This is a genomic window from Labilithrix sp., assembly GCA_019637155.1.
Classification (GTDB): Bacteria; Myxococcota_A; Polyangia; order Polyangiales; family Polyangiaceae; genus Labilithrix.
This window is the reverse complement of record JAHBWE010000021.1, coordinates 45,272-69,318: the sequence shown is the minus strand read 5'-3', so window position 1 is coordinate 69,318 and position 24,047 is coordinate 45,272. Positions and strand designations below refer to the sequence as shown.

At 69.9% G+C, this 24,047-nt stretch carries 22 protein-coding genes; 9 read left to right on the top strand and 13 right to left on the bottom strand.

Features of this window, described 5'->3' with window-relative positions; all coding sequences use genetic code 11:
* Positions 1-87: 87 nt before the first annotated feature.
* A complete protein-coding gene (locus tag KF837_36545) occupies positions 88-1,485 on the bottom strand; it encodes a thiol oxidoreductase (protein ID MBX3232891.1) in 1,398 nt (465 codons plus the stop codon).
* Positions 1,486-1,489: 4 nt separating this feature from the next.
* Positions 1,490-2,947, bottom strand: a complete 1,458-nt coding sequence (locus KF837_36540; protein MBX3232890.1) for a hypothetical protein — start codon at positions 2,945-2,947, stop codon at positions 1,490-1,492.
* A gap of 836 nt (positions 2,948-3,783) precedes the next feature.
* Here KF837_36540 and KF837_36535 point away from each other — a divergent pair.
* Positions 3,784-4,851, top strand: a complete 1,068-nt coding sequence (locus KF837_36535) for a DUF4185 domain-containing protein (GenBank protein ID MBX3232889.1) — start codon at positions 3,784-3,786, stop codon at positions 4,849-4,851.
* A gap of 38 nt (positions 4,852-4,889) precedes the next feature.
* Here the strand turns inward: KF837_36535 and KF837_36530 are convergent, their stop codons facing one another.
* Positions 4,890-5,807 carry a hypothetical protein gene (locus KF837_36530; GenBank protein ID MBX3232888.1) on the bottom strand — a complete coding sequence of 306 codons (918 nt, stop codon included), beginning with the start codon at positions 5,805-5,807 and terminating at the stop codon, positions 4,890-4,892.
* An 81-nt stretch (positions 5,808-5,888) separates the two neighbouring features.
* Here KF837_36530 and KF837_36525 point away from each other — a divergent pair, with 81 nt between their 5' ends.
* Positions 5,889-6,911: an alpha/beta fold hydrolase gene (locus KF837_36525; GenBank protein MBX3232887.1), complete on the top strand. Its 1,023-nt coding sequence runs from the start codon at positions 5,889-5,891 to the stop codon at positions 6,909-6,911.
* A 6-nt stretch (positions 6,912-6,917) separates the two neighbouring features.
* Here the strand turns inward: KF837_36525 and KF837_36520 are convergent, their stop codons facing one another.
* Genes KF837_36520 through KF837_36510 form a run of 3 tightly spaced genes read right to left on the bottom strand, consistent with a single transcriptional unit; the run spans position 6,918 to position 8,037 of the window.
* Positions 6,918-7,133, bottom strand: a complete 216-nt coding sequence (locus KF837_36520) for a hypothetical protein (GenBank protein ID MBX3232886.1) — start codon at positions 7,131-7,133, stop codon at positions 6,918-6,920.
* Positions 7,130-7,402: a hypothetical protein gene (locus tag KF837_36515; GenBank protein ID MBX3232885.1), complete on the bottom strand. Its 273-nt coding sequence runs from the start codon at positions 7,400-7,402 to the stop codon at positions 7,130-7,132. Before KF837_36515 ends, KF837_36520 begins: the two co-directional genes overlap by 4 nt.
* Positions 7,399-8,037 (bottom strand): TetR family transcriptional regulator, encoded by a 639-nt coding sequence (locus KF837_36510; protein ID MBX3232884.1) that lies wholly within the window; start codon positions 8,035-8,037, stop codon positions 7,399-7,401. Before KF837_36510 ends, KF837_36515 begins: the two co-directional genes overlap by 4 nt.
* A gap of 65 nt (positions 8,038-8,102) precedes the next feature.
* Between KF837_36510 and KF837_36505 the strand changes: the two genes are divergently transcribed.
* Complete coding sequence (locus KF837_36505; GenBank protein MBX3232883.1) at positions 8,103-9,449, top strand: cytochrome P450; 1,347 nt, start codon at positions 8,103-8,105, stop codon at positions 9,447-9,449.
* 187 nt (positions 9,450-9,636) lie between these two features.
* On the opposite strand, the gene KF837_36500 is transcribed toward KF837_36505, so the two are convergent.
* Entirely contained in the window at positions 9,637-10,698 is a 1,062-nt protein-coding gene (locus KF837_36500) for a hypothetical protein (protein MBX3232882.1), read from the bottom strand.
* A 22-nt stretch (positions 10,699-10,720) separates the two neighbouring features.
* Between KF837_36500 and KF837_36495 the strand changes: the two genes are divergently transcribed.
* Positions 10,721-11,878 (top strand): cupin domain-containing protein, encoded by a 1,158-nt coding sequence (locus KF837_36495; protein ID MBX3232881.1) that lies wholly within the window; start codon positions 10,721-10,723, stop codon positions 11,876-11,878.
* On the opposite strand, the gene KF837_36490 is transcribed toward KF837_36495, so the two are convergent.
* The 4 genes from KF837_36490 to KF837_36475 form a co-directional block, all read right to left on the bottom strand.
* Entirely contained in the window at positions 11,868-12,656 is a 789-nt protein-coding gene (locus KF837_36490) for a hypothetical protein (GenBank protein MBX3232880.1), read from the bottom strand. The two genes, KF837_36495 and KF837_36490, sit on opposite strands and share 11 nt — an antisense overlap.
* A gap of 1 nt (position 12,657) precedes the next feature.
* Positions 12,658-13,386, bottom strand: coding sequence for a class I SAM-dependent methyltransferase (locus KF837_36485; GenBank protein ID MBX3232879.1), 729 nt, complete (start codon positions 13,384-13,386; stop codon positions 12,658-12,660).
* Positions 13,387-14,955: a hypothetical protein gene (locus KF837_36480; GenBank protein MBX3232878.1), complete on the bottom strand. Its 1,569-nt coding sequence runs from the start codon at positions 14,953-14,955 to the stop codon at positions 13,387-13,389.
* Positions 14,956-15,081: 126 nt separating this feature from the next.
* Positions 15,082-15,951 (bottom strand): hypothetical protein, encoded by an 870-nt coding sequence (locus tag KF837_36475; GenBank protein MBX3232877.1) that lies wholly within the window; start codon positions 15,949-15,951, stop codon positions 15,082-15,084.
* Between the two features lie 285 nt (positions 15,952-16,236).
* On the opposite strand from KF837_36475, the gene KF837_36470 reads away from it, so the two are divergent.
* On the top strand, positions 16,237-16,941 hold the full coding sequence (locus tag KF837_36470) for a hypothetical protein (GenBank protein ID MBX3232876.1): 705 nt from the start codon (positions 16,237-16,239) through the stop codon (positions 16,939-16,941).
* A 138-nt stretch (positions 16,942-17,079) separates the two neighbouring features.
* Here the strand turns inward: KF837_36470 and KF837_36465 are convergent, their stop codons facing one another.
* Positions 17,080-17,388, bottom strand: a complete 309-nt coding sequence (locus KF837_36465; protein MBX3232875.1) for a hypothetical protein — start codon at positions 17,386-17,388, stop codon at positions 17,080-17,082.
* Positions 17,389-17,479: 91 nt separating this feature from the next.
* On the opposite strand from KF837_36465, the gene KF837_36460 reads away from it, so the two are divergent.
* Positions 17,480-17,848, top strand: a complete 369-nt coding sequence (locus tag KF837_36460; GenBank protein ID MBX3232874.1) for a hypothetical protein — start codon at positions 17,480-17,482, stop codon at positions 17,846-17,848.
* A 49-nt stretch (positions 17,849-17,897) separates the two neighbouring features.
* On the opposite strand, the gene KF837_36455 is transcribed toward KF837_36460, so the two are convergent.
* The gene (locus tag KF837_36455; GenBank protein ID MBX3232873.1) at positions 17,898-19,952 is read right to left on the bottom strand and encodes a serine protein kinase; all 2,055 of its coding nucleotides are present in this window, start codon (positions 19,950-19,952) and stop codon (positions 17,898-17,900) included.
* Positions 19,953-20,254: 302 nt separating this feature from the next.
* Here KF837_36455 and KF837_36450 point away from each other — a divergent pair, with 302 nt between their 5' ends.
* The 3 genes from KF837_36450 to folK all read left to right on the top strand — a co-directional run bounded on the left by KF837_36450 (position 20,255) and on the right by folK (position 23,312).
* Positions 20,255-20,464 (top strand): hypothetical protein, encoded by a 210-nt coding sequence (locus KF837_36450; protein ID MBX3232872.1) that lies wholly within the window; start codon positions 20,255-20,257, stop codon positions 20,462-20,464.
* A gap of 106 nt (positions 20,465-20,570) precedes the next feature.
* The gene (locus tag KF837_36445; GenBank protein MBX3232871.1) at positions 20,571-22,190 is read left to right on the top strand and encodes a hypothetical protein; all 1,620 of its coding nucleotides are present in this window, start codon (positions 20,571-20,573) and stop codon (positions 22,188-22,190) included.
* Positions 22,191-22,538: 348 nt separating this feature from the next.
* Positions 22,539-23,312: a 2-amino-4-hydroxy-6-hydroxymethyldihydropteridine diphosphokinase gene (gene folK, locus KF837_36440; protein MBX3232870.1), complete on the top strand. Its 774-nt coding sequence runs from the start codon at positions 22,539-22,541 to the stop codon at positions 23,310-23,312.
* Positions 23,313-24,047 lie beyond the last annotated feature (735 nt).

Sequence of the window (24,047 nt, the reverse complement as noted above, 5' to 3'; positions counted from 1 at the left end):
AGTCGAAACGTGCGTGGCTCCCACCGGTTCCCATCCTACCGTGCCACGCCTGTGCCAGTCCCGTTTTCGTGTGCCAGCTCGGATTGCTCACAGAGAACGGAGGAAAGCGAGCAGCGCGCGGCGATCGCTCGCGGGCGCGAGGCGGAAGCGGTCGGCGGCGGCCTGCGCTTCGCCGCCGTGCCATAGAATCGCCTCGGCTTCATCGCGCGCCCGCCCATCGTGGAGGAGGCGCGTGTGGCCGCTGACGACGCGGAGCAACCCGAGGCCCCAGAGCGGCGGCGTGCGCCACTCGACGCCGGTCGCCTCGACGTCGGGGCGATGATCGGCGAGCCCTTCGCCCATGTCGTGGAGGAGGAGATCGGTGAACGGCCGCACGCGCTCGTGCGCGAGGAACGGCGCGTCGGGCACGTCGCCGGTCACGAAGCTTGGAACGTGACAGCGCGCGCACTGCATCTCCTCGAAGAGGCGCTCGCCCGCGATCACCTCCGGCGCGTGCACGTCGCGCCGCGCCGGCACCGTCGTCCCGCGCATGAAGGTCGTCGCGGCGGCGAGGCGGCTCTCGGTGAGCTCGATCGCGGCGCTCGCGGCGGCGGCGCACTCGATCTGCGGCGGCGGGCAGTTCGCGGCGGGGAAGAGCGACGACGTGAGACCGATGTCGCCGGCGAACGCGGCCGCGGTCTGTTGCTCCACCGTGGGATGGCTCGCCTTCCAGCCGAAGCGACCGACGCGCGTACCGCCGCGACGGAGATCGGGCACGCGGTTCGCGCGGCCGGAGATCCCGTCGCCGTCGGCGTCGTTCGGATCCTCGCGCGCGAGGATGTCCGCCTCCGCGATCGCCTCGAGGAACCCGGTCCCGAACGTCTGCGCGGCGAGGCGGAGCGAGAACGTCGTCCCTGGCGGGAACGCGCCGAGGGCGGGCTCCGCGCGGACGGCGGGACGGAGGAGCGTGAACGCGGAGCCGTCGCCGTACGTCCCGCCCGTCTCTTCCCAGCGCACGCGCGCGACGCCCTCGCTCGGCACGCCTTCGTTCGCGAGGTGCTGGAGCTGATCGCCGTACGCGTCGGCGCCGCCGAGGCGGAGCAGCGTGGTGACGAGCTCGCCGTCCGACGCGAGCGGCGGCGGACCACGGCCGTTGTTCGCGTGGCACGCCTCGCACGACAGCGCGTTGAACGTGGGTCCGAGGCCGCCGCGATCGGTCCCTTCTCTCGCGGTCCACTCGAGCTGGAAGGTCGCCTGCCCCGCGATCCACGCGCTGCGCTCCGCCGCCGTCATCGTCGCGGCGGGCTGCTCGAACGCGCGTTTGTCGAAGACGTAGGCCGTCGCGCGGCCGGCGCTGTCGTCGCGGGGCTCGTCGGTGTCCGCGTCGGTGTCCGTGTTCGCGTCCGCGCCGGCGTCGGGCGTCGGCGGCGTGGTGTTGGACGAAGGCTGCGTCGCCGTCCCGGCGGAGCAGGCGGCGAGGAGCGCCGCGGCGAGGACGCGTCTCACGGGATCACGGCACGGTGACGAGCGCGGGCGTCGGCTGTCGCCAGATCGCGGGGAAGTCGGGGATGCCGAGGGTGCCGTTGGTGCTCCAGCCCCAGGTGTAGACCTCGTTCGCGGACGTCATCGCGACGACGTGGAGCGCGCCGACCGCGATCGAGCGGAGCTTCACGCGCTCGTCGAGGTACTCGGCCGTGCCGGTGCTCACGGCGTAGACGCCGGCGCGGACGGCGTGGCCGACCTTGTGCGGCGCGGCCCCCGGGCCGCCGGCTCCGCCTTGCGCGAGGGTGCCGTTGCCGTCTTCGCCCCAGCCCCAGAGGGTGCCGTTCCGCTTGAGCGCGAAGCTGTCGTTGCCGTTCGCGTAGACGGTCGCGACGCCGTCGAGCCCGCTCGAGCCGTCGTCCGAGGTGACGACCGAGGTCGGCGTCGCGACGGGGCTCGCGAACTCGCCTTCGCCGCTCGGATCGCCGTGCCCGAGCTGACCGGAGGCGCCGAGCCCCCACGAGAGGACGTACCCGTCGGCGCTGACGGCGAGGAGGTGATCGCGTCCGCTCGCGATGTCGACCACGTCCGCGAGCGCGGCGACCTTGGCCGGCGTCGCGTGCCGGTCCTTGTCGATCGTACCGGCGCCGAGGTTGCCGTACTCGTTGCGGCCCCACACCCAGACGTCGCCGCTCGCGGTGAGGGCGGCGGAGTGCTGCGACCCACCGACGATCTTCACGACGTCGCGCGGGAGCCCGGCGATCGGCGTGGGGACGGGATGGGTCACTTCGTCGCCGCCGAGCTGCGCGACCTCGTTGCCGCCCCATCCGAGCACGCGTCCGTCTTTCATCAAGGCGAGCATGTGCCCGTAGCCGAGCGCGAGGTACGTCGCGCCTGCTGCGTCGGCGTTGGCGACGGGCGCGTTCTTCCTGTCGCCCTGACCGGTCCCGAGCCCGAGCTCGTTGCTGCGGTTCTCGCCCCAGACCCAGACTCCGCCGGCGGTGTCGATGAACGCGGACCCGTTCTGGTTGAACGCGATCGCGGCGGGCGTGGTCGCGGTCGCGATCTTCTCCGGCGCCGACTTGCTCGGCTCGTCGCTCCCGATCCCGAGCTGCCCGACGTTGTTGCGACCAAATGTGTAGAGTGCATCCTTCGCGATGACGCCGGAGTGACTGCCTCCCGCGGCGGTGAGGAGCCCGTACCGGAACGTGACCTCTTTCGACGAGGTCTCCCCGCGCCCATCGGTGACGGTCACGACGATCCGATTCGCGCCCGCGACGAGCGGCAGCGCCTCTTTGACGACGAGGAGCTTCGGCGTCCCCTCCACCGCGATGTCGATCGGCGCCTCCCCGTTCACGGCGACGCCAACCTTCGCGATCCCATCATCATCCGAGAGGTCCGCCCGCAAGAGCCGCCGCGTCTCGACCGCCCCCTCGGCAGGAATGACGACATCGAAGAGCGTAGGGATCGTGCGCCCGGCGTCCACGCCGCCGTCGGCCCCGGTCCCGCTCGGCGCGCCGTTCCCCCCTCGCTCTCCCTCTCCCGAACACCCAACAACGACCCCCGCAAGCACAACCCACCCCCACCGCCACCCCGAACCGCGGTGCCCCGCCGAGGCGCGGTGCTCCATCGAGCCCGCCGCTCGGTGAAGCTCCGCCGAGCCGAGATGCCCTCCAGAGCTGCGACGCCACCCAGAGCCGCGACGCCACCCAGAGCTGCGCATGACCACATTCTGCCCGCTTTTATGAAAATGAAAATCGTTTTCATAAAGGTGCGCGTTGGGGAGCGCGTGTTGGGCCAAGCGTGGCGGTTGGGCCGCGCGTCCCGCTGCGCCGACCCCGCAGTTGGCGGTGCAGCGGCTGGTCGAAGCGTGGGTGCGCCCGGTGGTTCGGCGGTTTCAGCGCATCGCTGAGCTTTCGGCCGCACGTCGCGGCCGCATCGCGTCGCTGAAGTTCGGCCTCGCGTCGCGGCGCGGATCGCGCCACGGAGGTTTGGCCGCGCGTCATGCCGCATCGCGCGCCGCTGAAGTTCGGCCGCGCGTCACGGCACGCATCGCGTCGCGGAGATTCGGCGTCGCGGCGCGGCGCATCGCGTCGCGGAGGTTCGGCCCACGCGTTATCGCGCGCATCGCGTCGCGGAGGTTCGGCTGAGGCGCGGGGGCTCTGGTTCGGCGGCGCGGCGGGGCGGGCCGAGCTCGGCGGCGCGGAGGACCGTTGCCGCACGGGCGGTGGCGTGGTGGCTGGTAGCGTCTCGGGGGTGCGCGTGCGTGTCGTTGCTTCGTTGGTTTTGCTTAGCGCGTGTGGGAGCGGGGGCGATCGCGTCGTGGTTCGTGACGGTGGCGATGCCGGAGTCGAGGGCGAGGCGGGAGCCGGCGGCGACTCGCTCGCGGCTCCTCACGCTGCGTGTGCTCCGGCGACGGGGTACACCGCCGTCGCGTGGCCGGAGGCGGATGCGCTCTTTCGGCGTGAGCCGCGGTGGCTCGGCGGCGACGCGGCGTACAGCGTCGAGCTCGCGCCGGGGCGGATCCTCTGGCTCTTCGGCGACTCCTTCATCGCGAAGACGGACGCGCACGTGCGCTCGGCCTCGACGCTCGTCCGCAACAGCGTCGCGATCCAGACCGGCACCGACCCGACCACGAGCACGATCGCGTTCCACTGGCGCGACACCGACGGGACGGCGGCGTCCTTCTTTCCGGAGGAGGGCGCGCGCTGGTTCTGGCCCGTGCATGGTGCACGCATCGGCGGCGAGCTGGTCCTCTTCCTCACCGAGGTCGAGCGCGTCGACGGCGGGCTCGGCTTCGACACGGTGGGGTCCCGCATGGTCCGGATCGCGAACCCCGACGCGAGCCCGCTCGATTGGTCGATCGCGACGCGCACCCTTCCGCGCGACGGACGCTCGCACGGGGTCGGCGTCGTCCGCGCCGGCGACTTCCTCTACTCCCTGACGCGCGAGCATCGAACCGCTCACGCCGTCGAGCTCGAGCGCTGGAGCGCCGGCGCGCTCGACGGCGACTCGTCGTTCTGGAACGGGAGCGCGTTCGGTCCGGCCGCGTCGAGCGTGTCGATCTGGACGGACGGCGCGCCCGAGATGTCGACCGCCGCGCGCTGCGGTGAATGGATCAACGTCGAGTCGGTCGGCTTCGGCGCCACCGACCTCGCGATCCGCCGCGCGCGCAGCCTCGCCGGTCCCTGGAGCGACGCGGTGAAGGTGTTCCAGCCGGAGGAGTCGCGCCGCGAGAAGCCCTTCGTCTACGCCGGCAAGCACCACCCGGGCCTCACCGGCGCCGACATCGTCACGACCTACGTGGCGAACAGCTTCGACTTCGCCGACCTCTTCGCCGACACGACCCTCTACTACCCGCGCTTCGTGAAGATCACCGAGCAGCGCTGAGGCGATCGACGTGACGGTCGACGCGCCGTCGCGGCGGTTCACGGCTTCGGCTTCTGCTCGAGGCCGTATTGCCCTTCGAGCCCGAACCAGAAGCCGGTGAGCGAGAAGCCGAGGCCCACGCGCCCGACGAAGTTCTTGATCGGCTTGATGCGGAGGCCGATCTGCGGGAGCGAGATCCACGGGAAGATGGAAGGCTTCGCGCCGCCGTTGAACCAGCTCCGCTCCTCGTAGCCGCCGACCTTGTCGACGCTCGAGTTCTGGTGGTCGGCCTTGTTGCAGCCGGTGCCGGGCGCGCCCACCGTCTCGCAGCGCTTGTACCGTTGGCCCGCGTCGTTCGCGAGCGTGCCGTTCGCGTCGTCTCGTTCCACCCAGCTGTTCTGGAGCGTGCCGAAGACGGCGCCGACGCCGAAGCCGGCGCCGTACTCGAACTCGACGTTCTTGGAGATGCGCGCCGACCAGAGCACGTCGAGCTGCGCGTACATGACCTTGAGGCCGCTGTTGACGAGCCCGTAGTTCCCCGCGATGTCGGGCGCGTTCTTCTCGCGGAACAGGATGTCTCCGGTCCCGAGCTCGTGGTACGCGAGCGCGGGGATGAGCGAGAAGCCGTCCTTCCGGTACTCGAACTCCGCCGCGATCATGTTCGTGTAGACGCTCTTTCCCTCGTCGAGAAAGATGTGGAGCATGAACGCGGGGACGAGGTTTCCGCGGTAGCGGAGGCCGACGAAGAAGTAGGCCTTGCCGGGCTTCTCCTCGACGTCCGTGATGTCCCACTCCTCGCTCGGGGGCTCGACCGTCGTCGTCGGCGGCGCCTTCTTCTTTGGCGCCTGCTCCGTATCCTCGGTGTCGTCGTCCTTCTTGTCGTTGCCCCAGTCGTCGGCGCGCGCGGGACTGGCAAGCGCGAGCGTGGCCGCGAGAGCAAGAGAGGAGGCGATGAACAGCATCAAAGGCGATCGCATCGTGACCTCCGTGACTTCGCGCCGGTTTGTACCCCAGGCGCGACCCGATGCTACACTGTTCCGAGGGATTGTCGGTCCCCCTTGATCCTCTACGGTCGCACCCTCGAACAGACGATCGACCGTCGCGAGAAGGCGACGTTCGTGAAGGAGCTCGTGCTGAGCGGCGGCCGCGTGCCGCTCGCGATGGTGCGGAAGCGCCTGGCCGCGAACGCAGGCGGGACCTCCGCCACGGTGCTGCTCGTGCATGGCTTCGGCCAGAACCGCTACGCGTGGCACCTCCCAGCCCGGAGCTTCGCGAACCACCTCGCCTGCGCCGGCTTCGACGTCTTCAACCTCGACCTCCGCGGCCACGGCCGCTCGCGTCATTTCGGCGCGAAGACCCCCAAACACGTCGACGAGTACGTGAGCGAGGACCTCCCGATCGCGGTCGACGAGGTGCTGTCCCACACCGGCAAGAAGCCGCTCTACCTCGTCGGCCACTCGCTCGGCGGTCTCGTCAGCTACGCCGCCGCCCCGAAGCTCGCCGGCGCGGTCGCGGGCATCGCCTCGATCGGCTCGCCGTACCACTTCACGCGCGGCTCGCTCTCGCTCTCCGCGATCTCCTTCTTCTTCGAGGCGATGCGTCGCGCCGGCGTCCCGCACGCGCACGTGCCGGTGCCGCTCTCGCCCGTCGGCGCGGTGCTCCGCACGATCCGCCGCGTCGCGGAGAGCCCGTTCTATCCGATCCCGCTCCGCGGCTGGCACGCGGGCGCGCTCGAGCCGCACGTGCTCGATCAGCACCTCCGTCTCGCGTTCGATCGCGCGGGCATCTCGGAGCTGCGCCAGATGTTCGAGTGGGCGGGCCAGAAGCGCTTTGGCGGCCCGGCGCAGGACTACGTCGAGCGCTTCGAGTCGATGGACCTCCCGCTCCTCGTCATCGGCGGCTCGAACGACGACCTCGCTCCGACCGCGAGCGTGCGGCCCGCCTTCGAGCGCAGCCGCTCGAAGGACAAGACGTACCGCACCTTCCCCCTCGGCCACATCGACCTGCTCGTCGGCCGCGACGCCCCGCTCTCGACCTGGCCCGCCGTGACGAGCTGGATCCAGAAACGCACCGCCGCGTAGCGCACCTCAGCCGGCCGCCGCCGCGACGAGCGCCCCCGCCTTCTCGACGAACCCCCGCGCGTCCGCCACCGTCGTGGCGGCGACGTCGGAGTCTTCGCCGCGGGCCCAGGGACCGAAGAGGATGACGTGCTCCACGCGGGCGGGCCACTCGCGTTCCAATCGCGCGCAGAGAGAGGCGAGCGCGTCGCGGAGGAGGGCGGGCAGCGCGGCGGGGGCGTTCACCCCTTCTTCTCTTTTTCGAGGCGCGCGACCTCCTCCTCGAGGCGGCGGATCTGGCGCTTCAGGTCGTTGACCTCGTCCTCCGTCGCGAGGCTCATCGCCTTCGCGATCTTCTCGGTCGACTCGGCGGTGAAGGACTGCACCTTCCCGGGGACGCTCATCACGTCCATGACCGCCTTCATCACGCGTTCGTCCTGCATGATCTTCATGACGCGCGGGTCCGTCATGAGCTTCATGCCTTGCTTCATCAGCGTCTTCTTGATGTTGCTCATCGCTCGGCGTTCAGCTTATCGCCTCGCAGGTAGCGCACGACGAGATTCGCCAGCTCCTCGACGAAGCTCGGATCGGAGAGCAGCTGCGGCCGGCGGAGGACGGCGATGTGCGTCATCGCCTCGACGGAGCCGACCGCGAGGAGGGCGGCCATGTCGAGGTCGTCGACCCCGACCTCTCCGCGCCGCGCCTCGAGGTAAGCGCGGACGAGCGACACGATCTCCTCGTCGATCTTGTCGATGTGCGCCATGTTGCCGACGCGCGGGATCTGCTCGACGAGGACGCGATGGAGCTTCGGATCGACGCTGTGCGCCTCGATCATCGTGCGGATGATCTTCCGCGCCGCCTCCTCGAGCGGGAGCTCTACGACCTCCATCGCCGACGCGCGGAGGATCTCGAGCATCTCGTTCGCGTGGCGCTCGCCCACCGCCGCGACGAGCGCCTCCTTGCTCGGGTAGTATTGATAGAGCGAGCCGATGCTCACGCCGGCCGCCTCCGCGATCTTGTTCGTGCTCGCGTGGTCGTACCCGTCGCGGACGAGAACGCGAGCGGTCGCGGAGAGGAGGGCGTCGACGGTGGCGCGCGAACGCTCCTGCGACGCTTCCTTTCGCGGGCGAGTGACGGGCTTCTTCGGCATGGGCAGATGCGAGTAGTAAATGCGAGCGATCGCTCACATAGTAATCCACCGGAAGGGGAAGCGCCATGAACACCGTCACCACGAAGCCCATCCCGCGCGACCGCGGGACTCCGCTCGTCGGCCACCTCGGCGCGTTCCGGAACGATCGGGTCGGCTTCCTCCAGCGCCTCGCGAAGGACCACCCCGACGTCGTCGACCTGCCGATCGGGATCATCCGGCACACGGTGATGGTGCAGTCGCCGGCGCTCGCCAACGAGATCCTCGTCGCGAAGCAGACGTCGTTCCACAAGTCGCCCGGGATGGCGATCTTCCTCAAGCCCGCGCTCGGCGACGGCCTCCTCACGAGCGAGGCGCCGCTCCACGAGAAGCAGCGGAAGCTCCTCGCGCCCGCGTTCGCGCACAAGCGCGTCGCGGCGTACGGGGCGACGATGGGCGCGCTCGCGGAGCGGTTCGTCGATCGCCTCCGCGACGGCGAGCGGATCGACCTCGGCGAAGGGATGATGCGCCTCACCTTCGAGATCGTCGGCAAGACGCTCTTCGACACCGACGTCGGCGCCGACGCGGAGACCGTCTCCGAGGCGGTCGCCACCTCGATGGAGGTCGCGATGGAGCAGATGAGCTCGCTCATCCCGATCCCGCCGATCGTCCCCACGCCGCTGAACCTCAAGTACCGCGCGGCGGTGCAGCGGCTCGATCGCGTCGTCTATCGCATCATCGACGCGCATCGCCGGAGCGGCGAGGACCGCGGCGACGTGCTCAGCATGTTGCTCGAGGCGCGCGACGAGGACGGCAAGCCGATGAGCGATCGTCAGGTCCGCGACGAGGCGATGGGCCTCTTCCTCGCCGGCCACGAGACGACCGCGAACGCGCTCGCGTGGACGTTCTACCTCCTCGCGAAGCACCCCGACGTGCGCGCGAAGATGGAGGCCGAGCTCGCCGCCCTCGGCCGCGCGCCCGACTACGACGACCTCAAGAAGCTCCCCTACACGCTCGCGGTCTTCAAGGAGTCGATGCGCCTCTATCCGCCGGCCTACCTCATCGGCCGCCGTCCGCTCGGGCGCGTGCGCATCGGCGAGCACGAGGTCGGCCCGGGCTCGATCGTCATCGTGAACGTGATGGGCATCCACCTCCGCGCCGATCTCTGGCCCGATCCGGAGCGCTTCGATCCCGAGCGCTTCATGAACGATCGCGAGAAGCAGCTCCCGCGCTGCGCGTACATGCCCTTCGGCGCGGGCGCGCGCATCTGCATCGGCAACCACTTCGCGCTCATGGAGGGCCACGTCGTCCTCGCGACGCTGGCCCGCCGCCTCCGCTTCGAGCTCGAGCACGCAGGCCCCGCCGAGATCGAGCCCCTCGTCACCCTCCGCCCCAAGAACCTCCGAGCCCGCGCCGAGCTCCGCCGCCCCGACTGAACCTCGGGACTGCGTGGAAGAAGACGGCACCGCGCTACGGCGCGGGGGGGGAGACGCCTCCACGCGGTGCCGCTCGCCTGATAAGCGAGCTTCGTGCCGACACCTAAGTTCGCGCGATCAGGTCGCGCCGCGCCGCTGATCTTTCACATATGAAGGATCACGCCGCCAAAGTTGCGCGACCGTCGGCTCAGCGGCGTGCGGCTTCGAGGCGCTTCGCGATGCGGGCGGCGAAATGGGTCGCGGTGACGTCGAGCGCGTCGCGGACGCGGCCGCGGAGCGCGTCCTTGCGCATGCGCGCCGGGAGAGCGGGGACGTAGCGCTCGATGCCGCCGCGCGTCGCGCGATGAAGCCCCGCGATCGCGCGGAGGCAACCCTCCTGGTTGCCGTCGCGCGCGTGAACCTCGAGCAAGGCCTCGAGGACCTCCGCGCGATCCTTGTCCTCGAGGTGCGGGCTCGTCGCGATCATCTCTCCCCACGCGTCGAGCCACGGGCCGATCGGGAGCAGGAGCGCGCGCGCGACGCGGAGGCCGCGCGGCTTCCGCAGCGGGAGGAAGCGGTGGTTCTCGTGCGCCATGATCGCCTTGTTGAGCCGGCCCGCGACGACGAAGGCGGGGCGCGGGATCGGCGCGTCGGCGTGGCCGAGGCGGAGCCAGCGGTCGCGGTATGGCGCGAGGGCAGGGACCTTCGGCCAGTCCGCGACGACGCGCGAGAGGTCGCCGAGGTTGTGCGCGAGGATCGTCGCGACCGTGAGCGTCGCCCGCGCGTCGCCCTGCGCATGATCGAAGATCGCCTCCGCGCGCTCGAGCTCCGCGTCGATCGCGGCCGCGACGCGCTCCGTGAGCGCGACGTCGCCGAGCTGCGCCGCCCGCGCGAGCGCGCCCGCGCGGACCGAGAACCACTCGCCGTCGTGGCCCGAGAGCGGGCCGCGCGGCGAGTCGAACACGCGCGCCGAGACCGCGTGCACGTCGAGGCGCGTGCGCGCGTCGACGAGCTCGCACGCCGCCGCGACCTCGTCCGGCGTCGCCATCGCCTGCCACGCGTGGTGGCGGATGCGCGCGTCGACGTCGGTCGGCACGAACGTCGCGACGGTGGCCCAGTGCGCGGTCAGCATCGCGCCGAGCGGAGCGGGACCGTCGCTGTTCGCGACCGCGTCGAGGTCGCGCGTCGCCGCGGGCTGATCGGTCCAGAGCCACGCCGCCGTGTTCTTCACTTGCCGCACGAGGAGAGAAGCGGCGATTCCTGCTTTCACGCACGCATGATAGTCCGGCCGCGTGCTCGGAGGACTCTCGCCCGCCCGCTTCCTGCGCGAATACTGGCAGAAGAAGCCGCTCCTCGTCCGCCAGGCGTTCCCCGCCTTCGCCGATCCGCTCACGCCGGAGGAGCTCGCCGGCCTCGCGTGCGAAGACGGCGTGGAGTCGCGCATCGTGCGCGGCAAGGGCCGCCGCTGGGACGTCGCGTGGGGACCTCACCCCGAGTCCCGCTTCATCGAGCTCCCCGATCGCGAGTGGACGCTCCTCGTGCAAGAGGTCAACCGCTGGGTCCCCGACGCGGCGCTCCTCCTCGACGCGTTCTCGTGGATCCCGAACGTGCGCGTCGACGACGTGATGGTGAGCTACGCGGAGCGCGGCGGCAGCGTCGGTCCGCACCTCGACAGCTACGACGTGTTCCTCGTGCAAGGCCGCGGGGAGCGGCGGTGGCAGTGGGGCTCGAAGCCGGCCGAGGACCGCACCTTCGTGCCCGGGCTCGTGCTCCGCATCCTCGCCGACCCGGTGCTCGATCGCGACGAGGTGCTCCGCCCCGGCGACATGCTCTACCTCCCGCCCGGCTTCGCGCATCACGGCATCGCGGAGTCGCCGTGCCTGACGTACTCGATCGGCTTCCGCGCCCCGAGCGCGGCCGAGGCGTGGACCTCCTTCGCCGCCGCCGCCGCGAGCCGCCCCGGGGCGGCTGAGCTCCTCGCCGATCCGCCGCTCGCGCCCGCGCGCGAGCCGGGCGCGATCCCGCCTGCGCTCCTCGCCCGCGCGCGCGCGATGATCCGTTCGCTCGATCTCTCCGACGACGCGATCGATCGCTGGTTCGCCGCGCACACGACGCGGCTCAAGCCGGGCCACACGCTCGAGGCTCCGCGGACGGCGCCGGACGCGAAGAAGATCCTGGCGCGGCTCGCGAAGAAGAACGCGACGCTGGTGCGCTCGGAGGAGGGGCGCTGGGCGTTCTTGCCCGCCGCGCGCGGCGCGCTCCGGCTCTACGTCGCGGGCGAGGAGATCGCCGTCCCGCGCGAGGCGAGCGCGCTCGCGAAGCTCCTCTGCCGCGCGCGCCGGCACGACGGCGCGAGCGTCCTCGCGGCGGCGAAGAACGCGGCGGCGCGCGCGCTGCTCGAGCGCCTCTTCGCGATCGGCGCGCTGTCGTTCGGCGCGATCAGAAGGTGATCGTCATCTCGAGCAGGATCGCGTTGGCCGCGCCGTAGCCGTAGAAGCCCACGCCCGAGCCGCGCTCGCCGGCGGGCGTCTTGTCCGTCAACGTCATCGCGCGCCGGACGCCGCCGGGATCGTCTTCACGGTAGATCGTGCCGTCGACCTTCTCGCCCTTCGCCTCGACCTCGAAGATCCACACCTTCCCGGCCGCGAACGCGTACGGGGTCGCCTCGGCGCCGTTGGCGACGTCGGGGTTGTCCTCCGCGACCGTGATCGTCGCCATGAACGGCCGGTTCTCCGTCGCGGCGTTGCTGATGCGCGACGAGAGCACGATCGCCTGGAACGTGTCGCCGGCCCCGCGCCCGCGGACGAAGATGCCGTATTCGTGCTGCTCGTTGGCGAGGATGCGCGCCTTGACCTTGTAGTCCTTCGCCGTCGTCGGCGGCGTCGCCGGCAGCAGCATGCCGTGGTACTTCGGCGCCGTCACCGTCGCGATCTTCGTCCCGCCGCCCGTGATCGTGAACGTCGCGCCGTTCGGGCTCTGCCAGTTGGTCCCGAGCGTGACCGTCTGCGTCGTCGGGCCCGCGTCGCCCGCGTCGGGCTCGGTGACCGGCGGGGCGCCGGTGTCCTCCTCCGTGCCGGGCGGGCTCCCGGTGTCGGGGCGGCCGTCGCCGCCGTCGCGCTCGTCGTCGACCTCGGCCGCGAGGACGCGCTCGTGCTCGCCGGTGATCGCGTTGCACGCGAGGCCGGCGCACACCGCGAAAGGCAAGAGGGCAATCGCGCTCCGTCGCATCTTATCGCCTCCTCTTCGACGCGGCGGCCTCGGGCCGGCGCCCGATGAACAGGTAATTGAAGCCGCGGAGGAAGAAGTTCCCTTCCTCGGCCGCCTTCCGGTAATTCCCCATCTCGAGCGTCTTGTTGTGACGGGTGACGCTCACGACGTCGAGGATCTCGAACGACTCCGCGACGCTCATGAAGAGCTGAAAGCCGACCGGCGCGAATCCCTTCTTCTTTTCGAAGTAGTCGCAGACGTAGAGGCCAAAGACGCCGCCGGGGCGGAGCACGCGCGCGGCCTCGCGGACGGCGCGGTGCATCGCGCGGTAATACGCGGGATCGTAGGCGGAGAGCTTCCCGATGCACTCGCGCTCGTTCGAATAGCGAATATGGTCGCCGTACGGCGGATCCATGAAGACGAGGTCGACGGAGGCGTTCTCGAGCGGCAGCTTCCGCGCGTCGGCGCGCTCGATGTCCGCGCGCTGGGGCGACAGGTCGAACCCGCGCCCGCGCCGCTCGGTGTCCTTCGCGACGTCGAGCGTCGTCCCCGAGCCGCAGAACGGATCGACGACGAGGTCGCCTTTTTTCGTGTAGCGCTCGACGAGGTTCCAGATCACGTACGATGGCGTCGCGCCGACGAAGCGGGCGTCGCCCTGCGTCCCTTCGCCGTAGTGCTGCGAGGGATAATCCCATAACGTGGTCGGCTGGAGTCGGAGCGCGGGCTTGGAGAAGCGGGCGGGGGTCTTCATTCAATCCCGCGCGCAGCGCCCACCGGTTTTGCCATATTTCGTCATGACGGCGAATTGCCAGGTCTGGTGGTTGGCGGAGTGGCCCTCCCACGAGCCCGATCGCGCCCAGCGCCGCTTCGGCCCGTATTGAGGATCGCTCGCCGGATCGGCGCCGAACTGCTGCCCCGGCGACGAGGTCCACTCCATGTTGTTCGCGCCGAGGTCCATGTGTCCGCCGGGGCCTTTATCCATCTCGAAGCGCCCCGGCGGCGCGACGAAATTCGCGAGGTCCCACGGCTTGGCGCCGGTGACCGGCACCTGGTAGCTGTTGGACCAGTTGAAGAGCCCCTGCTGGCACGTGGGCTCGGCGCAGGGGCCGACCGGCTGCGCGGGCGTCGGCGGCGTCGGGAACGCGCCGGGTCCGATGTTCTGGTACGGGCCGTCGGGGAACGGGAAGTTGTTCTGCCCGCCCGCCTCCGGCGTCTCGCCCCACGGATACTTGCCGGCGCCGTAGGCGGCGCTGTTCTCCTCCCACGTCTGGAGGCGCCCGCCGTCCCACGCGCAGAACGCCGCGACGATCGGATACGTGACGCAGTTGAGCGAGCGGCGATCGAGGTCGGCCTGGTCGTAGGCGCGGTCCTCGCCCTCGGTCGCGCCGGTCCAGTACGTGTGCGCGCCGAAGGCTTGATCGCCCTGGTTGCCGACGTAACACCCCTGCGCGGTGCTGGGGCGATCGGCGAGGAACACGTGCGCGGCGACGTGCTCGATCGCCTGGTCCTCGTTCTTCGGGAGGCTCTCCTTGAACGGCTCGATCGACGCCTTCGCCGCTTCGCCGAGCGTGCCCTCGTTCGCGTCGTACCAGCCGCGGACGTCGCCCTGCGTGCGCTCGATGAACGCGCGCATGCGGCCCGCGGTGATCTCGTACTTGTCGAGCTTCGTCTGCGAGCCGGGGATCGGGAGCGCGGTGCAGCAGCTCTCGTGTTTCGCCTCCGGCGCGCCGACCTCGCCTTCGCCGCAGGTGAGCCCGCCGTTGATCGGCACGCAGCTCCGCGCGAGGGCGCACTTCTTCGTCTCGTCGCAGCCGTCGGTGGTGCAGTCGCCGTCGACGGCGCAGCCCTTGCCCGCCGCGCACTTCGGCGCGCTCGTCGAGGAGCCGCCGCAGTCGATGTCGGTCTCGTCGCCGTTCTTGCGTCCGTCGGTCGCGCTCGGCGCGGCGCACTTGTCGCTCTTGCAGAGGTCGTTCTTGCAGTCGCCGTCGACCTTGCACGCCTTGTCGTCGGCGCACTTCTCGGCGTTCTTGCCGCCGCAGTCGATGTCGGTCTCGTCGTTGTTCTTCTTCCCGTCGGTGGCGGAGGCCGGGAGCGGCCGCGTGCATTTTCCCGCCTCGCACTTCTTGCTCTCGCACTCGCCGCCGTCCTTGCAGCTCGTGCCTTCGCACGCCTTCGTCGTCGCGGTCCCGCACTCGACCTTCACCGTGCCGTCGGGGTTCTTCTCTTCGCGCTTCGGCCCCGCCCCCGGCGGCTCTTCCGAGCACGCGAGGAACGCCGCGGCGCCGCAGAGCGCGACGCGGAGGCCGCGAGAGAAGACCATCGGATGGAGGATACGCCGCCACCCGCGCGCGATCGAGCGCGTTTCCTTCAGGTCTTCGCGGCGCTCGTGCCACTCGCGGCTTCGAGCAGAGGGGAGACCCACGATCGTGGTGCTCGACGCGAGAGCTCATGGAAGGTCCACGACGACGTTGTCGACGCGCGACGTCCACGTGCCCTCCACCTCGTGGACGTAGGGCGCGCCGACCGCGACCTCGACCGAGGTCGTCGGCGTCGGCGTCTCCTTCACGTCGACCTCGAACGTGGCGCCGCCGACCGTCGCGACGGCCTTGCGTGCCGGGATGTCGTAGTCGAAGACGACGTGTTGCCACGTCCCGAGCGCGAACGTGACCGGAGCCTCCACCATGTACGTGTCGCCCTGGCCCTGCGGACGCTCCGCGAAGTACGCGATGACGGTTTGGTTGTTCCTCACGCTGAGGAAGACCCCGTGGTACTCGTACGTCGCCGGCGGCGGATAGAAGTCGATCTCGACCGGGATCATGTGGTCCGCCTTCGCGCCCGCCGCAGCCTTCTCGACGAAGACGTCGAGCTCGACGTGCAGCTTCCCGCCCGGCGTCGAGATGGACTTCCAGAGCCCACCGTTCCGCGTTCCCTTCGCCGGCGTCACGGCCGTGCGCAGCGATCGCGGCGCCGAGCGCGCCACGACGTCGTCGAAGTCCACCGGCCCGGTCGCGGTCTGCACCCGCGTCCAGCCTTTGCCCACCTCTTGGCGCGCGTCGTCGAAGTCGTCGCAGAACGCGTGCGCCGTGGCGCAGGGCGAGGAGGCGTCCACCGCGGCGTCCGGCGCGCCCGCTTCGTCCACGGTCACGGGCGTGGCCGAGCCCTCCGCGCCGCCGCCGCCGTCCACCGCACCGCCGCCGCTATCGCCGTCGTTGGAGGCCGCCGGGGTGGCGACGATCAGATCGCTCGTGTCGACGAGGAACGAGCAAGCCGCCGTGCACACCGCGATCGCGACGCCGAGCCCCAAGCGATGCTTCACGCCCATCACCGTCTACGAGACTAGCGCTTAAAGGTGCATTAAGTGGCGCTGGGAGCTGCTCGACCTCCGAGCTGCTGGCCTCGCATCCGCGTTTGGACGCCCCTTAAACGTGCGTTAAGTCGCGCTGGAAGCCTGCATGGTCGCGTTCGGTGTGGCGTCCCATCGGCTACCGTCGCGATCATCACCGCCGCCCTCCCGGTCGAGGCGCAGAAGCCGGCCACCTACGAGCTTGCGCTGTACAAGCCGGATAGCGAGCTTGGTTGCATCCACACCAAGTACACCAACATGATCCCGTCCGCCGTCCCCCCGTCGACGTGGAAGATCTACGTGGGGGCGAAGAGCGGCGGTCAGGACGTTCCCTTCCCCGAGAACATCAAAGGGCAGCTCACCGTCAACGGGAGCGTCGTCCCGTTCACGGCGAAGCAAGGGGACAAACCGATCCAGGTGACCGCGCAGGTGAATCCGTTGGCCACCTGCGGCCCGCTCCCTGTCACGCTCAAGTACAGCCCTCAGGCTCCTACGGCCCCGTTCAAGCCGCCGGTCTCGACCAACGGCAAGGAGCAGACGATCACCCTCCAGCCGAGGGCAGTGAGGTTCGTGGGGTACCCGAAGGACTGCACCGGCGGCACGAGCGGCAGCGGACTGCTCGGGATCGAGCTCTCCGGGACGAACGAGAAGCTGATCAAGTGCGGGGATTCGTTCAACGCGTCGTTGAAGAACACCATCTCCCCGGTCACGCTCCCCAGCGGCGCAACCTCGAGCACGCTCAAGCTCGCCGTGACGGGCACGACCTTGGGCATCCTGGACGTTCCGAACGGCTCGACGGCCGTCAACATCGGCACAGTCGCGTGCGGCGCGCCCCAGTCCTTCGGGATCACCGTCGCGACCCAGAACATCGACCTCGGAACCGACAAGAACGCGCTGTCGTCGTCGAGCTCGAGCTGCATGAGCCCGCGCATCGTCCTGCGGCCGGAGAAGGTCCAGTACTGAAGGTCGCCGTTCGTTGCTCCTTCGCGTCGTCGCGCGCGAGGATGCTCGCGACGGACGCTCTGCGAAGCCACTCGTGCACCGCGCGCTCCGAATTCTCGTCACACGAAGCGCGAGCCCTCCGGACCGCGTCGGGTGTGGTCATTCACCCGGCGCGCGGTTCGTCTCGAGGATCGCGAGGCGGCGTTCGTGATCCGCGACCTGCGCGCGCACCTCGCGGTCGTCCCGGAGATGCTCGGTCAGCTGACGGACCGCCGCGGCCACCGCGACGATCTCCGTCGCGAGCCGGATCTCGCCCTCGTGTTGCCGTTGCTCCAGGCGGTCGAGTCGCTCGTTGGTCTTGTCGAGTCGCTCGTTGGTCTTGTCGATGCGTGAGCCGAGCTCTTCACGCGTCTTCCGCATCTCGTCGCGGATCTCGATCAGGATGCGGGTCGTGAGGTCTTCGGCCATGACGAGAGCGTACCATCCGCACCTCCGCGTCGCCGCCCGCGCGGCTCGCGGACGCGTTGCCGAGTGGAGCTACTGCTGCCAGAGTAGAGAGATGGCCCCGCGCACGCGCACCGCCGCCTTCGTGCTCGTGCTGCCGGCGGCGCTGGGCGGTGCCGCGTGCGGGCGCTCGCCGGCGATGCCCGCGCGCGAGGTGGTCTACGTGCGCGTCGAACCGCCGGCGGCGGTCGCGCGGTGCGACTGGTCGGACGCGTGCGACGACGATCCCGCCCCACCCGCGAGCCACGTCGAGTACGTGCCGATGAGCGAGTGGCAACCCACGCCCTCGGTGCGCCGCATCGAGGACGAGATCGCCCCGCGCGGGAACGATCCGCCGCGCTACATCCAGTTCCCGCAGCTCACCCTGCACCGCCCCATCCCGAGCGGAGGCCGGTACGGAAGGTGGCCCACGCAAGCTCGTTGACGCGCGGGGGTGCCCGCCCGCGCGTCGGGCGCGAGCGGGCGGTGGGTCGTTATTCCTTCGCGTCGCCGCGGGCGAAGATGCTGGCGACGTAGTTCAGCACGTCCGTCGCGCTGACCTCGTTGTAGCCGAAGTTCTTCATCAGGCGCGCCTTGATGATGTCGATCTTCTCCTGCGTGTCCTTGTCGACGACGGCGGAGACGAGCGTCTTCAGCTTGATGCTGTCCTTCTGGTCCTCGAACAGCTTCAGCTCGAGCGCGCGGCGGAGGCGGTCGTTCGTCGACCAGACGAACTTCTTGCCCTCGACCGCGAGCGCTCCGATGAAATTCATGATTTCACGGCGGAAGTCGTCCTTCCGGTTTTCTGCGATGTCGATCTTTTCCTCGATCGACCGCATCAGGCGCTCGTCCGGGTCCTCGTCCTGGCCGGTGTACTTGTTCTTCACCCGCTCCTTGAGCGTGTAGGCCTTGATGTTGTCGATGTAGTTGCCGGCGAGCTTCATGATCGCCTCTTCGTCGGCGCTGATCGCTCGCTGGACCTCGTTCTTGACGATCTCCTCGTACTCGCGCTTCACGAGGCCGATGATCTCGCCGAAGCGCTTCCGCTGCTCGTCGCTCGTGATGAGGGAGTGGTGGCGGAGCCCCTTGTCGAGCTCGTTCATGACCATGAACGGGTTGATCGTGCCCTCGCCCGCCTCATTGACGAGCGCGTTCGAGATCTTGTCCTGCACGTAGCGCGGAGAGATGCCCTCCATGCCCTCGCGCTTGGACTCCTTCCGCAGCTCCTTCACCGTATCCTGCGTGTAGCCGGGCAGGACCTTGCCGTCGTAGAGCTTCAGCTTCTGGATGAGCGAGAGGTTGTGCTTCTTCGGGTCCTCGAGGCGCGTGAGCACCGCCCACATCGCGGCGACCTCGAGCGTGTGCGGGGCGATGTGCTTGCCCTTGATCTTCGCGCCGGCGAAGTCCTTCTCGTAGATCTTGATCTCCTCGTGCAGCTTCGTGATGTACGGGATGTCGATCTTGATCGTGCGGTCGCGGAGCGCCTCCATGAACTCGTTGTTCAGGAGCTTGCGGTACTCGGCCTCGTTCGTGTGACCGATGATGACCTCGTCGATGTCGGTCTGCGCGAACTTCTTCGGCTTGATCTTCTTCTCCTGCGACGCGCCGAGGAGGTCGTAGAGGAAGGCGACGTCGAGCTTCAGCATCTCGACGAACTCGACGATGCCGCGGTTCGCGATGTTGAACTCGCCGTCGAAGTTGAAGGCGCGCGGGTCGGAGTCGGAGCCGTACTCGGCGATCTTCCGGTAGTTGATGTCGCCGGTGAGCTCGGTCGAGTCCTGGTTCTTCTCGTCCTTCGGCTGGAAGGTGCCGATGCCGACGCGGTCCTTCTCCGAGAGGATGAGGCGGCGGACGCGGACGTGGTTCCGAATGACCTTGCCCCAGTCGCCCTCGTACTTCGTCATCAGGTTCTTGAAGATGAAGCGGCTCGCGGGATCGAGATCGCCGTCGACGCGCACCTTGAACTGATCGTTCGAGAGGCCGAGCTCCTGCACCGCCTTCGGGCGCCACTCCTGCGGGATGAGGCGGAGCGGCTCGTCGTTCATCGGGCTCGCGAAGCGATCGGTGTTCGTGCCGGCGAGGTCGGTGCCGCCGAGGTTCACCCAGTCGAACGAGTAGAGCGCGCCGTCCGGCGTGCGCGAGTAGTACTCCGCGCCCTGCTTGAGGAGGCGCGCGATCGTGCTCTTCGACGAGCCGACCGGGCCGTGGAGGAGGATGACGCGCTTCTCCGGGCCGTAGCCCTCGCTCGCCGCCTTGAGGACGTGGACGAGGCGCATGAGCGGGATGTCGAGACCGAAGATGGCGTTCGCGCCATTGTTCATCTCGTCTTTGAAGAAGTTGTAGCGAGTCAGCTTCTTCTTGTTGTCGATGTACTCCTCGGTCCCGAACGAGATGATCATGTCGTAGAGCCGCTGGTACGCGTTGCGCGTGACCTGCGGCCGCTCGCGGACGATGGAGAGGTACTCCTCGAACGAGCCTTCCCAGTGAAGCTCGCGATACAGCTTGAAGTCCTGCATCGCTCCGATCCGATCGATCATCCCTTCGGCCATCTCGTTCTCCTCGCTCGAAGAGTGCAGCGTATCCTGAGTCGCCGTGCAAGCGACCGTCGTCTTTCCACCCGAGAAGAAAGGTCAGCCGGTCGAGGACCTCCTCGTCGACGTCCGCGACGTCTTGATGCTCGGCCGTAACGGATGGGAAGCGCTGCTGACGAGCACGCCGAACCTCTCGAAGCCCCCCGCGCGGCGCGCGTGGCGCGAAGGCGCTCTTCGCGTCGCACCCTGTTCGCGCGCTCGATCTCGAAGGCCTCCGCCCCGCCGACCTCGTCGCGCTCGGGAAGCTGCCGCTCCCGAACGTGCGCGAGCTGTCGCTGCGCCAGCAGCGCATCGACGCCGCCCTCCTCGCGAAGGTCCTCGGCGAGGACCTCGCCCACGGCGAGACGCTGAACCTCACCGGCAACCCGCTCGGCGATAGGCGTCCACGCCGGTTCACAGTCGTGTCGTGGCGACCGGGTCACGCCCTCCTCTCGATTCGACCCGTTGGCATTCATTCCCACGGTTCGTGACAAATCGTCGACGGTTCGGGGCGGCATCCCGTCGGATCCCGCCGGATTCGTCATGTGCACGGCCGGGGTTCCTCCGGGCGCAGGGGTTGCTATGAATGAAGAGACGATGTTTTCGCGCCTGAAGACGTGGACGACGGCGGTCGGGGCAGCCCTCCTGGGGCTGGGGGCCGTCGGCTGCGGTGCGTACGAGCCCGAGCCCGAGGTTCCACAATACGAGTACGCCCCGCCGCCGCGTCCGCTCACGGCGGAGGAGCTCGCGGCGCAGCAGGCGGGTCAAGCGCAGCAGCAAGGACAGGAGATCGCCCTCGGCGAAGACAGCGACGCCGACGAGTACTCCGAGACGGATCCGAGCGCGCTCACCGAGTTCAAGCCCGCGCTCGACGGCCACGGCAGGTGGGTCGAGGACTCGACGTACGGCACGGTCTGGGTCCCGTCCCAAGAAGAGGTCGGCGAGGACTTCCAGCCGTACGTGACCGCCGGGCACTGGACCTACTCCGACGACACCGACTACGTCTGGGTCTCGGACTACTCGTGGGGTTGGGCGCCGTTCCACTACGGACGCTGGGTCTACCTCCCGGGTCATCGCTGGTCGTGGATCCCGGGTCGCCGCTACGCGGGCGCGTGGGTCACGTGGCGCACGGGGCCGGCCGGCTACGGGTACATCGGCTGGGCGCCCGCGCCGCCGGCGTACTACTGGTCGAACGGCTACGCGGTGGGCTGGTCGTTCGGGTTCTACAACTACTACGACCATTACGTGTATTGTCCACACGATCGCTTCTACTACGGCGGCGGTCTCCGCTCGTACGTCGCTCGCGGTCCCGCCGCGCGCGTGCACTACGAGCGCACGGTCGAGTACACGCCGCCGCCCGCGCAGCGCGTCGCCGCGAGCCCGAGCGTCGGCGGACCCACGCGCGTCGCGGCGAGCCCCACCGTGAGCGGCGGCCAGCGCGTCGCGGCGGCGCCCGTCGTCCGCCGCGGCCCGCGCCCGGAAGAGGCCGGCATGGGTCGCGACGCGATCGTCGCCCCGCCGTCGAAGAGCCAGAACGCGGGCATGGACCGCGCGCGCGCCCTCGCCGCCCCGTCGACCGCGGTCGCGTCCGGCGCACGCGCTCCGGTCCGCACCGCCGCCGTCAATCGGCCCGCCGCTTCGGTCATGAGGCCGGGCGAAGGTCCGAGCTCCGGCGGCGCCTTCCGCTCCGCCGCGAGCCCGAGCGTCGGAGCGAACCCGAGCGTCGGAGCGAGCCGGAGCGTCGGTGGTCCGTCGCGCTCGCCGAGCTTCACGCCGTCGGCCCCCGCGCAGCCGCGCGTCGCCGCGTCGCCGTCGTTCCGCTCGAGCCCCAGCGTCTCGTCGCCTTCGTCGTCGCCGGCGTTCCGCTCGAGCCAGCCGTCGTTCCGTTCGAGCCCGAGCGTCTCGTCGTCGCCCACGTTCCGCCCGAGCCAGCCGAGCGTGTCGCGCCCGGCGAGCTCGCCCGCGTTCAGCGCGCGCCCCAGCGTCTCGAGTCGGCCGAGCTCCTCCAGCTCCAGCGTGATGCGCGGCAGCTCGTCGCCGAGCTTCCGCTCGAGCGCGCCGTCTCGCGCGCCGTCGCGTCCTTCGGTGAGCTCGTCGCCTTCGCGCTCGAGCGGGTCCGTCATTCGTTCGTCTCCCAGCGTGCGTTCGTCTCCCAGTGTCTCGAGTCCGCGTTCCTCCGGCGGCAGCAGCCGGGGCGGCGCGATCCGTCGGAGGTAGCTCGTCGATGCAAGGTCTTCGTTCTTCGATCTCGCTCATCGCTCTCATCGCCACCTCGGCGAGCCTCTCGGCGTGCGTCTACGAGAACGAGCCCCCGCGGCGCTTGCGCGACGCGCCGGCGGAGACGTCGTCGCCGCCGCCGGTCTCGGGCACCACGAGCAGCGGCGGCAGCTCGTGGCCGTCCGATCCGGGCGCGGTCGGCAACACGTCGCCGATGCTCGTCGAGGTCGACACGAACCAGACGATGGAGGCGGTCGGTGGCGACGGCGTCGGCGTCTTCGTCGAGTACGCGGCGGGCGGCCACTGGCACGTCTGGTGGACGTGCGACACGACGCGGACCGCGCAGACGTGCGACTTCGCCGTGAGCATCACCGCCGCGAGCGGCGCGCTCTCGAACATCGACGCGACGGACCTCGCCGGCGGCCTGTACTCCTCGTCGTCGCCCTCGCGCCTCGAGACGCGCTCCACTACGTCGGTCGAGATCCACGGCGTCCGCTTCGACACCGACGCGGGCGCGGTCATCACCGTCGAGGCCGCGCTCGGCGATCTCAAGGACGGCTCGTTCCTCTTCTTCGTCCAGGACGAAGAGGTCAACGGCGGCTTCACCGGCATGCTCACGAACCCGCTGCGCTTCCAGGGGTCGAGCCCCTGACCCTCCCCCGAGCGGTCATCGGGCTCGGCGCGAACCTCGGCGATCGGCTCGCGACGATGCGGGCGGCGGTCGCGCGCATCGACGCGATCGCGCCGGTCGTCGCGCGCTCGCGCGTCTACGAGACCGCGCCGGTCGGCGGACCGCCGCAGCCCGACTACTTGAACGCGGCGGTGCTCGTCGAGTGGGGCGGCGAGCCGATCGCGCTCCTCGATGCGCTGCTCGCGATCGAGCACGAGCTCGGGCGCGTGCGGGCGGAGCGGAACGGGCCGCGCACGATCGACCTGGACGTCCTTTGGATGCAGAATGCAAATATCGTCCGAGCGGTGAACGAGCCGCGCCTCGTCGTCCCGCATCCGCGCCTTCACGAGCGCGCGTTCGCGCTCTTGCCGTTCCTCGACGTCGTGCCCGGCGCCGCTCCTCGGCCCGACTACGAGCAGGGGTGCCGGGTCTCCCCTTACTCGCTCGGCTGAGACGTTCGAGAGACCGTTTCAGAAAGCGAGGACGCGCTCGCCGATGTGATGGAAAAGATGGAGGACGTCGCTCGGCACACAACGTAGGACGACGTAATCACTACCGAATGAGACGCTGGGTAGCGTTGCTTGCGCAAATAGCGCCGGCTACTGCTCCGCGCCGATGTTGACCACGAAGTCCGTTGTTCTCGGCTCGGTCGTCGCCGGATTGTTCGGCATGACCGCGGTCGTCGTCGGTTGCAGCGCCAGCGGTGAGGTGGACGAGTACACCCCGACGCAGGAGCAGGAACCCACGCAGCCCAGCAACAGCGCGAAGCTCCCGCCGAAGAGCGACACGGGCAACGGCGCGGTCGACGACGAAGCCGAGGAGCCGAGCTACGCGCCGCTCGGCGACGGCGGCGCGAGCCCGAACCCGAGCCCCGGGCCGGGCCCGGTCTCGGACGGAGGACCGATCTCCACGCCCGCGCCCGACGTCGGCGCGGCGTGCTCCGTCATCGACGAGAAGTTCAAGAAGGTCTGCGGCAAGTGCGGGAAGCAGGAGGCCATCTGCGTGTCGACGCCCGACGGCACGAGCGGCGCCGTGAGCCCCTACGGTCCGTGCGGCGGCGAGAGCGGCGAATGCGAGGCCGCCGCGACGGAGGCGTGCGGGCGCTGCGGGACGCGCACGTGCAGCAACAGCTGCGGCTGGGGCAGCTGCCAGAACCAGGGCGTGTGCAAGGCGGGACAGATCCAGCA

What these genes read in the sequence shown, in the direction of transcription:
- KF837_36445 (MBX3232871.1), top strand. Translation starts at nt 20,571, where the DNA reads ATGTTTTCGCGCCTGAAGACGTGGACGACGGCGGTCGGGGCAGCCCTC.
- KF837_36455 (MBX3232873.1), bottom strand. Translation starts at nt 19,952, where the DNA reads ATGGCCGAAGGGATGATCGATCGGATCGGAGCGATGCAGGACTTCAAG.
- KF837_36505 (MBX3232883.1), top strand. Translation starts at nt 8,103, where the DNA reads ATGAACACCGTCACCACGAAGCCCATCCCGCGCGACCGCGGGACTCCG.
- KF837_36480 (MBX3232878.1), bottom strand. Translation starts at nt 14,955, where the DNA reads ATGGTCTTCTCTCGCGGCCTCCGCGTCGCGCTCTGCGGCGCCGCGGCG.
- KF837_36510 (MBX3232884.1), bottom strand. Translation starts at nt 8,037, where the DNA reads ATGCCGAAGAAGCCCGTCACTCGCCCGCGAAAGGAAGCGTCGCAGGAG.
- KF837_36515 (MBX3232885.1), bottom strand. Translation starts at nt 7,402, where the DNA reads ATGAGCAACATCAAGAAGACGCTGATGAAGCAAGGCATGAAGCTCATG.
- KF837_36470 (MBX3232876.1), top strand. Translation starts at nt 16,237, where the DNA reads ATGATCCCGTCCGCCGTCCCCCCGTCGACGTGGAAGATCTACGTGGGG.
- KF837_36490 (MBX3232880.1), bottom strand. Translation starts at nt 12,656, where the DNA reads ATGCGACGGAGCGCGATTGCCCTCTTGCCTTTCGCGGTGTGCGCCGGC.
- KF837_36485 (MBX3232879.1), bottom strand. Translation starts at nt 13,386, where the DNA reads ATGAAGACCCCCGCCCGCTTCTCCAAGCCCGCGCTCCGACTCCAGCCG.
- KF837_36530 (MBX3232888.1), bottom strand. Translation starts at nt 5,807, where the DNA reads ATGCGATCGCCTTTGATGCTGTTCATCGCCTCCTCTCTTGCTCTCGCG.
- KF837_36460 (MBX3232874.1), top strand. Translation starts at nt 17,480, where the DNA reads ATGGCCCCGCGCACGCGCACCGCCGCCTTCGTGCTCGTGCTGCCGGCG.
- KF837_36465 (MBX3232875.1), bottom strand. Translation starts at nt 17,388, where the DNA reads ATGGCCGAAGACCTCACGACCCGCATCCTGATCGAGATCCGCGACGAG.